At 73.6% G+C, this 11,123-nt stretch carries 2 protein-coding genes; both read right to left on the bottom strand.

Going from position 1 to position 11,123, the window contains the following annotated elements; translation table 11 throughout:
- Window positions 1-41: 41 nt before the first annotated feature.
- A complete protein-coding gene (locus tag SSOG_RS29090) occupies window positions 42-9,641 on the bottom strand; it encodes a type I polyketide synthase (RefSeq protein ID WP_009717842.1) in 9,600 nt (3,199 codons plus the stop codon).
- Between the two features lie 56 nt (window positions 9,642-9,697).
- Window positions 9,698-11,123 (bottom strand): type I polyketide synthase (locus tag SSOG_RS29085; protein WP_106516475.1); only part of this gene is annotated, 1,426 nt, incomplete at its 5' end.

Raw genomic sequence — 11,123 nt, 5'->3', positions numbered from 1 at the left:
GCTTCTCGTCACAAACCTTGCGCCCGCGGACCCATCGATCCTTAGATTCCGAGTTCTTTCTCGATGAAGTCGAAGACCTCATCCTGCGTCGCCTGTTGCAGCTTCTCCGTCACGGTGTCGGCACCGCCGTCGGCCGTCTCGGTACCGGCCGTACGGGGCTCCGCCCACTTCGCCGCGAGGTCCCGCAGCCGGGCCGCGATGTCGTCCCGCGCCTCGCTCTGCGGGTCGAGGACGGACAGCGCGGACTCCAGTGCGTCCAGCTCCGCGAGTCCGGGCGCGGCCGCCGCGCCGCCGTTGCCGACGAGCTCGCCGCACAGGAACTCGGCCAGCGCCGACGGGGTCGGATAGTCGAAGACCAGCGTGGCGGGCAGCTTCTGCCCGGTGGCGACGCCCAGCCGGTTGCGCAGCTCGAGCGCGATCAGCGAGTCGAAGCCCAGCTCCTTGAACGCCCGCCCCGCGCCGACCTCGTCGGTCGTCGGGTGGCCGAGCGCCGCGGCCGCGTTGGTGCGTACGACTTCCAGGACCACCAGGGACTGTTCGGCACGGGAGATCCCGGCCAGCCGCTGCCGCAGCGCGTCGGCCGGGGAGCCGTCAGCGGTCGCGGACGGGTCGCCGCCCGGGACGCCGGTCTCCCGCAGCCGCCGCACCTCCGGCAGATCGCCGATGAGCGGGCTGGGGCGGACCGCCGTGTAGCCCTGGGCGAAGCGTTCCCACTGGATGTCGGCGACGGCCAGCACCGTGTCGGCGTGGTCCAGCGCCTGCTGGAGCGCCATGATCGCCGCGTGCGGGTCCATGGCCGGGACACCGCCGCGGTCCAGCCGCTCGCCGATGGCACCGCCCGCGGCGAGCCCCGTCTCGCCCCAGCGGCCCCAGGCCACGGAGGTGGCGGGCAGCCCGTCGGCGCGGCGCTGCTCAGCCAGCGCGTCGAGGTAGGCGTTGGCCGCCGCGTAGTTGCCCTGCCCGGCGTCGCCGAGGGTGCCCGCGATGCCGGAGAACAGCACGAACGCTGACAGCTCCAGGTCCCGGGTCAGCTCGTGCAGATGGCGCGCCGCGTCGGCCTTCGGGCCGAGGACGGTCGCGAACCGCTCAGGCGTGAGCGCGTCCAGCACACCGTCGTCGAGGACGCCCGCGGCGTGCATGACGGCGGTGAGCGGCTGGTCGGCCGGGATCGCGGCGAGCAGCGCCTCGACGGCCTTACGGTCGGCCACGTCGCACGCGGCGACGGTCACCTGGGCGCCGAGCGCGGTCAGTTCGTCGCGCAGCTCGGCCGCGCCGGGCGCCTCCAGGCCACGACGGCTGGTGAGCACCAGGTGCGAGGCGCCGTTACGCGCCAGCCAGCGCGCCACATGGGCACCCAGCGCCCCCGTACCGCCCGTGACCAGCGTCGTACCGGACGGGCTCCAGGACCGCATGGCGGGCGCCCCGGCCAGCGGGGAGCGGGCGAGCCTGCGGGCGAACACACCCGCTGTGCGCACCGCGAGCTGGTCTTCGCCGTCGGCCCCGGCGAGCACCCCGGCGAGCCGGGACAGCGCCCGCTCGTCGGCCGCGCCCGGGAGGTCGACCAGACCGCCCCAGCGCTCCGGGTACTCCAGCGCGGCGGTCCGGCCGAGCCCCCAGACGAGGGCCTGCTCGGGCGCCTCCGGCCGGTCCGTGGCGCTCACGGACACCGCGCCACGGGTGGCGCACCACAGCGGCGCCTCCACCCCGGCGTCGCCCAGCGCCTGGATCAGCGCGACGGTGCCGGTCAGCCCGGCGCCGACGCCGTCCGTGCCGGGCGCGGTGCGCTCGTCGAAGGCGAGCAGCGACAGCACACCGGAGACGGTTCCGGCGTCGGCCAGTTCCTCGCGCACCAGGCGGGTCAGCGTCGCGCGGTCGGCCTCCACGGCGGACGGGGTGATCTGCCGTACGTCCGCGCCGCGTTCGGCGAGCGTACGGACCACACCGAGCGTCCAGTCGTCGGTGACGGCGGACTCGGGCACGGCCAGCAGCCACGTCCCGGACAGCCGCGGCGCCTGCGCCTCGGTCCTGGACGTCCAGGTCACGCGGTAGCGCCAGCCGTCCACGGTGGACTGCTCGCGGGCCTGCTTGCGCCACGACGCGAGAGCGGGCAGCACGGCGCCGAGCGAGGACCGCTCGGTGTCGTCGTCACACGCGAGCGTGTCGGCGAGCGACTCCAGGTCCTCGCGCTCGACGGCCTCCCAGAAGCGGGCGTCGACGGCGTCGGACTGCGACGCCGGGGCGTCGGCGGCGGCTTCGGCGGCCTGCGGCCAGAGGTGCTGGTGCTGGAAGGCGTACGTGGGCAGCTCGACGCGCGAGGCACCCGTACCGTCGAACACCGCGTCCCAGTCGACGTCGACGCCGCGGGTCCATGCCTCGCCGAGGGATGCCCAGAAGCGGTCGAGACCGCCTTCGTCGCGGCGCAGCGAACCGATGGCGGCTGCCTCGCGGCCCGCGTCCTCGGCCGTCTCCTGCACACCCATGGCCAGCACCGGATGGGCGCTGGACTCGATGAACACGCTCATGCCCTCGTCGAGCAGGCGGCGGATGGCGCTCTCCAGCTCGACAGTGTGGCGCAGGTTGGTGAACCAGTACTCGGCATCCAGCTCGGAACCCTCGACCCACTCCCCCGTCACGGTGGAGAGGAACGGCACCTGAGTGGTCTGCGGCTGGACGGGGGCGAGGAGCTTCAGCAGCTCATCGCGCAGCAACTCCACCTGCGCGGAGTGCGAGGCGTAATCCACCGGGACGCGGCGGGCCCGGACCTCGTCCGCCTCGCAGGACGCCACCAGCTCGTCCAGCGCGGTCGGTTCTCCGGAGACCACCACGGCCGACGGGCCGTTGACGGCCGCCACCGAGATGCGCTCCTCACCCCACGCCGCGATCCGCTCCCGTACGTCCGACACCGGCAGCGCCACGGACACCATGCCGCCCTTGCCCGCCAGCACCCGGCCGATCGCCTGGCTGCGCAACGCCACCACACGGGCCGCGTCCTGAAGGCTCAGAATCCCCGCCACGCACGCGGCGGCAATCTCGCCCTGCGAGTGGCCGACCACGGCAGATGGCCGCACGCCCAGCGAACGCCACAGCTCGGCCAGGGACACCATCACCGAGAACAGCACCGGCTGAACGACGTCCACCCGCTCCAGTGACGGCGCGTCCTCCGCACCTCGCAGCACATCCACCAACGACCAGTCGGTGAATTCAGCGAGCGCGTCGGCACACTCATCAATACGGGCAGAGAACACCGGTGAAGCATCCAACAGCCCCACAGCCATGCCTACCCATTGTGACCCCTGTCCGGGGAACACGAATGCGGCCTTGCCCCCGATTGAGGCCCCCTGCACCAGGTTGGGCAGGACCTGCCCCCTAGCGAGGGCGTCCAAACCGCGAGCAAAGTCATCCCGGTCCGAGCCCACGAGCACCGCTCGCCGGTCGAAGGCGGCGCGGGTGGTGGCCAGCGAGTGGCCGACGTCGGCCGGGCGGAGCGCGGGGGCGGTGTCGAGGTGGGCCAGCAGCTTGGCGGCCTGGGCGCGCAGCGCGGCCTCGCTCTTACCGGACAGCACCCACGGCAGCACACCGTTCTGTCCGTTCTCCGGCTGCGGCTCCCGCTCCTCGACGGGGGCCTGTTCGAGGATGGCGTGGGCGTTGGTGCCGCTGAAGCCGAACGACGACACGGCGGCGCGGCGCGGGTGGCCGGTCTCCGGCCAGGGCCGGGCCTCGATCAGCAGCTCGATGTCGCCCGCCGACCAGTCCACGTGCGGGGTCGGTTCGGCGATGTGCAGCGACTCGGGGACGACGCCGTAGCGCATGGCGAGGACCGTCTTCATCACGCCCGCGACACCGGCGGCCGCCTGGGCGTGGCCGATGTTGGACTTGATGGAGCCCAGCAGCAGCGGCTGCCCCTCGGGCCGGTCCTGGCCGTACGTGGCGAGCAGCGCCTGCGCCTCGATCGGGTCGCCCAGCGTCGTCCCCGTACCGTGCGCCTCGACCACGTCGACCTCGCCGGTGGCCAGGCGGGCGTTGGCGAGGGCCTGCCGGATGACGCGCTGCTGCGACGGGCCGTTGGGGGCGGTGAGGCCGTTGCTCGCACCGTCCTGGTTGATGGCGGAGCCGCGTACGACCGCGAGGACCGGGTGGCCCTTCTCGCGGGCGTCCGACAGCCGCTCCACCAGCAGCATGCCCACGCCCTCGGCCGGGCTGAAGCCGTCGGCGTCCGACGAGAACACCTTGCTGCGGCCGTCGGAGGACAGTCCGCGCTGGCGGCTGAACTCGATGAACGTGCCGGGCGTCGCCATGACGGTCACACCGCCCGCGAGCGCCAGCGAGCATTCGCCGTTGCGCAGCGCCTGCACGGCCAGGTGCAGCGCCACCAGTGATGCCGAGCACGCGGTGTCGACGGTGACCGCCGGGCCCTCCAGCCCGAAGGTGTACGAGAGCCGGCCGGAGACAACGCTCGCGGCGCTGCCGGTGGCGAGGTGGCCCTCGTAGCCCTCGGTGGTGTTGCGCATGAGGATCGAGTAGTCGGAGCCGTTGGTGCCGACGAAGACACCGGACTGGCTGCCGTGCAGCGTGGCCGGGTCGATGCCCGCGCGCTCGAACGCCTCCCAGGAGGTCTCCAGCAGCAGCCGCTGCTGCGGGTCCATCGCCATGGCCTCGCGCGGCGAGATCCCGAAGAACGCCGGGTCGAACTCGGCGGCCCCTGTGAGGAATCCGCCCTCGCGGGTGTAGCTGGTGCCCTGCGCGTCCGGGTCCGGGTTGTAGAGGGAGTCGATGTCCCAGCCGCGGTCGCCGGGGAACTCCGACAGCGCGTCGCCACCGGTGTCCAGCAGCTGCCACAACTCCTCGGGGGTGCGTACGCCGCCCGGGAAGCGGCAGCTCATGGCGACGATGGCGATCGGCTCGTCATCGGCGGACGCCGCCGCGACCGGCCGCGTGGCCACGGCCACCTGCTGCCCGCCGGACAGTTCGGTGCGCAGCTGGCGCGCGAGCACCGTCGGGGTCGGGTAGTCGAAGATGAGGGTCGGCGGCAGCTTGAGCCCGCTGGCGGCGCCGAGGCGGTTGCGGAGTTCGACGGCGGTCAGCGAGTCGAAGCCGAGGTCCTTGAACGCCCGGCCCGGCTCGACGTCGTCGGCGCCCGCGTAGCCCAATACGGCCGCCACGGCGGTCCGTACCAGCTCCAGCACCAGCCGCTCCTGCTCGGCCTCCGACGCCCCGGCGAGCTGCCGCACCAGCGCGGCGCCCTCGGCGCCCTCCGCCTCGGCGTCGCCGCTCATGTCCGCGATGACGTCCCGCGCCTCGGGCAGATCGTGCAGCAGCGGACGGGAGCGGCCGGAGGTGAAGGCGAGGACGAAGCGCTTCCACTCCATGTCGACGACGGTCAGCACCGACTCGTCACGGTCCAGGGCGTGCTGGAGCGCGGTGACGGCCGCGCCGGGCGCCATCTCGATGACGCCGTGGCGGCGCATCCGGTCGCCCACGCCGCCCTCGGCCATCCCGCCCTCGCCCCACGGCCCCCAGGCCAGCGAGGTGGCGGGCAGGCCCTGGGCGCGCCGCCACTCGGCGAACGCGTCGAGGAACGCGTTGCCCGGTGCGTAGTTGCCCTGGCCGGGCGCGCCGAAGGTGGCCGCGAAGGACGAGAACAGTACGAACGCGGACAGATCCAGATCGCGGGTCAGCTCGTGCAGATGCCGGGTGGCGTCGACCTTCACCTTCAGCACCCGGTCGATCTGCTCCGGGGTCAGTCCCTCGATCACTCCGTCGTCCAGCACGGCGGCGGTGTGCACGACGGCGGTCAGCGGACGGTCGGCGGGGACGGCGGCGAGCAGCTCCTCGATCTGGGAGCGTTCGGCCACGTCGCATGCGGCGACGGTGACCTGGGCGCCGAGCGCGGTCAGTTCGTCGCGCAGCTCGGCCGCACCGGGCGCCTCCAGGCCGCGGCGGCTGGTGAGCACCAGGTGCGAGGCACCGTTACGCGCCAGCCAGCGCGCCACATGGGCACCCAGCGCCCCCGTACCGCCCGTGACCAGCGTCGTACCGGACGGGCTCCAGGACCGTACGGCGGGGGTGCCGCTCAGCGGGGCGCGCACCAGGCGGCGTACGAGGAGCCCGGTGGCGCGGATCGCAAGCTGATCCTCGTCCTCCGCCCCCGCGAGTGCCGTGACCAGCCGGGACAGCGCCAGCTCATCGGCCGTCCCGGGGAGGTCGACCAGACCGCCCCAGCGCTCGCCGTGCTCCAGCGCGGCCACCCGGCCCAGGCCCCAGATCAGCGCCTGCTCGGGCGCGTCCAGGGCATCGGCGCGGCCGACGGACACCGCGCCGCGCGTGGCGGACCACAGCGGCGCGCCGATCTCCGCGTCGCCCAGCGCCTGCACCAGCGCGAACTGCGCCGCCACCCCGGCCGGGACGGAGCCGTGCAGCGGATGCGGACGGCCCTCCAGCGCCAGCAGCGACAGCACACCGGCGAACGGGATGCCGTCGGTCTCGGTGAGTGCGGCGCGCAACCGCTCGGTCAGCTGCTCACGGCCTTCGGTAGCGGGGTCCACCACGATCTGCCGTACGTCCGCGCCGCGTTCGGCGAGCGTACGGGCCGCACCGGTCGCCCACTCGCCCTCGGCGGCGGTCTCCGGAACCACCAGCAGCCACGCCCCGGACAGCCGCGCCTGGTGCGCATCGGCGAGGGGCTTCCACGTCACGCGGTAGCGCCAGCCGTCCACCGTGGACTGCTCGCGGGCCTGTTTGCGCCACGATGCGAGGGCGGGCAGCAGCGCGCTGACCTGCTCATCGCCGTCGACGGCCAGTTCGGTGGCCAGCGCCTGCCAATCCTCGCGGTCGACGGCGTCCCAGAAACGGGCCTCGACGGGGTCGGCGGCGGTGGGCGTCGTACCCGACTCGAGCCAGTAGTGCTGGTGCTGGAAGGCGTACGTGGGCAGCCCGACGCGGGTCGCGCCCGTACCGTCGAACACCGCGTCCCAGTCGACCTGGACGCCACGGGTCCATGCCTCGCCGAGGGACGCCCAGAAGCGCTCCAGACCGCCCTCGTCGCGGCGCAGCGAACCGATCGCGGCCGCGTCCATGCCCGCGTCCTCGGCGGTGTCCTGCACGCCCATCGCCAGCACCGGATGGGCGCTGGACTCGATGAACACGCCGAAGCCCTCGTCCAGCAGACGGCGGACGGCACTCTCCAGCTCGACCGTGCGACGGAGGTTGGTGAACCAGTACTCGGCGTCCAGCTCCGGACCCTCGACCCACTCCCCCGTCACCGTCGACAGGAACGGCACCTGGGCGGGCTGCGGCTGTACGGGAGCGAGCAGCTTCAGCAGCTCGTCGCGCAGCAGCTCGACCTGCGCGGAGTGCGAGGCGTAGTCCACCGGCACCCGGCGCGCCCGCACATCATCCGCCTCGCACGAGGCCAGCAGCTCATCCAGCGCGGTCGGCTCACCGGACACGACCACGGCCGACGGACCGTTGACGGCCGCCACCGAGATGCGCTCCTCACCCCACGCCGCGATCCGCTCCCGTACCTGGGTTACGGGCAGCGCCACGGACACCATGCCGCCCTTGCCCGCCAGCACCCGGCCGATCGCCTGACTGCGCAACGCCACCACACGGGCCGCGTCCTTCAGCGACAGGATCCCCGCCACACAGGCCGCCGCGATCTCACCCTGCGAGTGGCCCACGACAGCGGCCGGTGCGACGCCGAACGAGCGCCACAGCTCGGCCAGCGACACCATCACCGAGAACAGCACCGGCTGGACCACATCGACGCGCTCCAGCGACGGCGCGCCCTCGGCGCCCCGCAGCACCTCCACCAACGACCAGTCGGTGAACTCCGTCAGTGCTGCCGCGCACTCCTCGATGCGGGCGGCGAACACCGGCGAGGCGTCCATCAACCCCACCGCCATGCCCGCCCACTGCGAGCCCTGCCCCGGAAACACGAACGCCGTGCGGCCGCCGACGGCGGACCCTTGCGCCACGTTCGACGCCATGCCGCCACCGGCCAGCGCGCCGAGCCCGGCGAGCAGTTCGTCGCGGTCACGGCCCCGCACCACGGCACGGTGGTCCAGCTGTGCTCGCGTCGTGGCGAGCGACAGGCCCACGTCGACCGGGCTCAGCGCGGGGTCGGACTCCAACTGGGTCAGCAGTCGCTCCGCCTGCGCGCGCAGCGCCGCCGCGCTCTTGCCGGACACCGCCCACGGCACCACGTCCAGCCGCCGCGACGGGGGTTCTTCGGCGGGCGTCTCCGCGTCCTCCTCGGCGGGGGCCTGCTCGATGATGGTGTGCGCGTTGGTGCCACTGAAGCCGAACGAGGACACCGCGGCGCGGCGCGGCCGGTCGGTCTGCGGCCACGGTGTGGCCTCGGTGAGCAGCGACACCGCGCCCGCCGACCAGTCGACGTGCGGGGTGGGGTCGTCCACGTGCAGCGTCTTGGGCAGGACCCCATGGCGGATGGCCATGACCATCTTGATGATTCCGGCGACACCGGCCGCGGCCTGGGTGTGGCCGATGTTGGACTTGATGGAGCCCAGCAGCAGCGGCTGGTTCTCGGGCCGGTCCTGGCCGTAGGTGGCGAGCAGCGCCTGCGCCTCGATCGGGTCGCCCAGCGTCGTACCGGTGCCGTGCGCCTCGACGGCGTCTACGTCGGCCGCGCCGAGGCGGCCGTTGGTGAGCGCCTGGTGGATGACGCGCTGCTGGGACGGGCCGTTGGGCGCGGTGAGGCCGTTGGACGCGCCGTCCTGGTTGACGGCCGAGCCGCGCACGATGGCGAGCACCGGGTGGCCGTTGCGCCGCGCGTCCGACAGCCGCTCCACGAGCAGCATGCCGACGCCCTCGCCCCAGCCGGTGCCGTCGGCGGCGGCGGCGAACGGCTTGCAGCGGCCGTCGGCGGCGAGCCCGCGCTGACGGCTGAACTCGGTGAACGTCGACGGCGTGGCCATCACGGTCACACCGCCCGCGAGCGCCAGCGAGCATTCGCCGTTGCGCAGCGCCTGCACCGCCATGTGCAGGGTCACCAGCGACGACGAACAGGCCGTGTCGACCGTGACCGCCGGGCCCTCCAGCCCGAAGGTGTACGACACGCGGCCGGAGGCGATGCTGCCGGAGCTTCCGGTGCCGAGGAAGCCTTCGACGCCCTCGGGCACGGAGTCGAGCCGCGAGGTGTAGTCGTGGTACATGACGCCCGCGAACACACCGGTCCGGCTGCCGCGCAGCCCGGTCGGGTCGAGGCCCGCGCGCTCGAACGCCTCCCACGACGACTCCAGCAGCAGCCGCTGCTGCGGGTCCATCGCCATGGCCTCACGCGGCGAGATGCCGAAGAGCGCGGGGTCGAAGCCGCCCGCGTCGTAGAGGAATCCGCCCTCGCTCACATAGCTGGAGCCCGCCTGGTCGGGGTCGGCGTCGTACAGCGACTCGATGTCCCAGCCGCGGTCGGTGGGGAAGCCGGAGATGGCGTCCTCGCCGCCCGCGACGAGCCGCCACAGCTCCTCGGGGGTGCGGACGCCGCCCGGGTAGCGGCAGCTCATCGCGACGATCGCGATGGGCTCCTGGTGCCGCTCTTCGACCTCGCGCAGCTGACGGCGGGCCTGACGCAGGTCGGCGGTGGCCCGCTTGAGGTAGTCGCGAAGCTTGTCCTCGTTATTCACCATTGCGTCGGCTCCTTGCGAAGGGGGAGGTGGTGCTCATGAGTTCCAGTCGCTCCCTTTCAGGAGGAGCCGAGTTCGTCGTCGAGCAGGTCGAAAAGCTCATCGTCGGTCGCTGATTCGAGGTCGTTGTCGTCGGTGTCGCCGTCGGCCGCCGCGTCCTGCGCGTCGTTCCACTTCGCCAGCAGGGCCTGGAGGCGCATCGTGATCCTGGAGCGGGTGACGCTGTCGTCGGCGGCTCCCGCCAGAGCGGCTTCCAGCCGGTCGAGTTCGCCGAACACCGACGGGCCGCCGCCGTCCCCGTGCGGAAGTTCCGCGCGCAGATGGTCGGCGAGGGCGTCGGGCGTCGGGTAGTCGAAGATCAGCGTGGCCGGGAGCCGGAGGCCGGTGGCCGCACCGAGCCGGTTGCGGAGTTCGACGGCGGTGAGCGAGTCGAAGCCCAGCTCCTTGAAGGCCGCGGCCGGTTCGATGGCCGCCGCGCTGCCGTACCCGAGCACGGTCGCCACCTGGGCGCACACCAGGTTGAGCAGGAAGCGGTCCCGTTCGGCCGCGGACATGCCCGCGAGCCGGTCGGCGAGGCTCGTCGCGTCGTCCGCCCCGCCGCCACCGGCCGCGGCGGCGCGCCGCACCGGGGTACGGATCAGCCCGCGCAGCAGGGGCGCGACCCCGGCCGTCGACTGGGCGCGCAGTGCGGCGATGTCCAGAGCGGCGGGGATCAGCACCCCGTGTCCCGCGAGCCCGGCCACGTCGAACAGCGCCAGGCCCTCGGCGTTGCCGAGCGCGTTCATGCTGCCGCGGTTCATCCGCTGCCGGTCGGCGGTGGCGAGGGTGGACGCCATGCCGTCCTCGTCGTCCCACAGGCCCCAGGCGAGGGAGACGGCGGGCAGACCCTGGCTGCGCCGGTGCTGGGCGAGGGCGTCCAGGAAGGTGTTGGCCGCCGCGTAGTTGCCCTGCCCCGGGTTGCCGAAGACACCGGCCGCCGAGGAGAACAGCACGAACTCGGCGAGGTGGTCATGGCCGCGGGTCAGCTCGTGGAGGTTCCACGCCGCGTCGACCTTCGGCCGCAGCACCCGCTCGACGCGCTCGGGGGTGAGGGATTCGATCGTCCCGTCGTCGAGCACGCCCGCCGCGTGGATCACGGCGGTGAGCGGGTGTTCGGCGGGGATGTCGGCCAGAGTCGCGGCGAGCACGTCCCGGTCGGCCGCGTCGCAGGCCGCCCAGGTGACCTGGGCGCCGAGCTCGGTGAGTTCGGCCGCCAGCTCGGCGGCTCCCGCCGCCTCGGCGCCGCGGCGGCTGGTCAGCAGCAGCCGCCCGGCGCCGCGCTCGGTCACCAGGTGGCGGGCCAGCAGCCCGCCCAGGGTGCCGGACGCGCCGGTGACCAGCACCGTGCCCGCCGGGTCGAGGCCGGGCACAGCCGCCTCGTCCAGGGCCGCCACGCGGGCCAGGCGGGGTGCGTACGCGGCCCCGGAGCGCACGGCGAACTGCGGC

It is taken from the genome of Streptomyces himastatinicus ATCC 53653, assembly GCF_000158915.1.
Taxonomy (GTDB): Bacteria; Actinomycetota; Actinomycetes; order Streptomycetales; family Streptomycetaceae; genus Streptomyces; species Streptomyces himastatinicus.
The sequence above is the reverse complement of the archived record's forward strand: the minus strand, read 5'-3'. Positions and strand labels throughout refer to the sequence as shown.

Coding starts and splice junctions, on each gene's coding strand:
- SSOG_RS29090 (WP_009717842.1), bottom strand. CDS start 9,641: ATGGTGAATAACGAGGACAAGCTTCGCGACTACCTCAAGCGGGCCACC.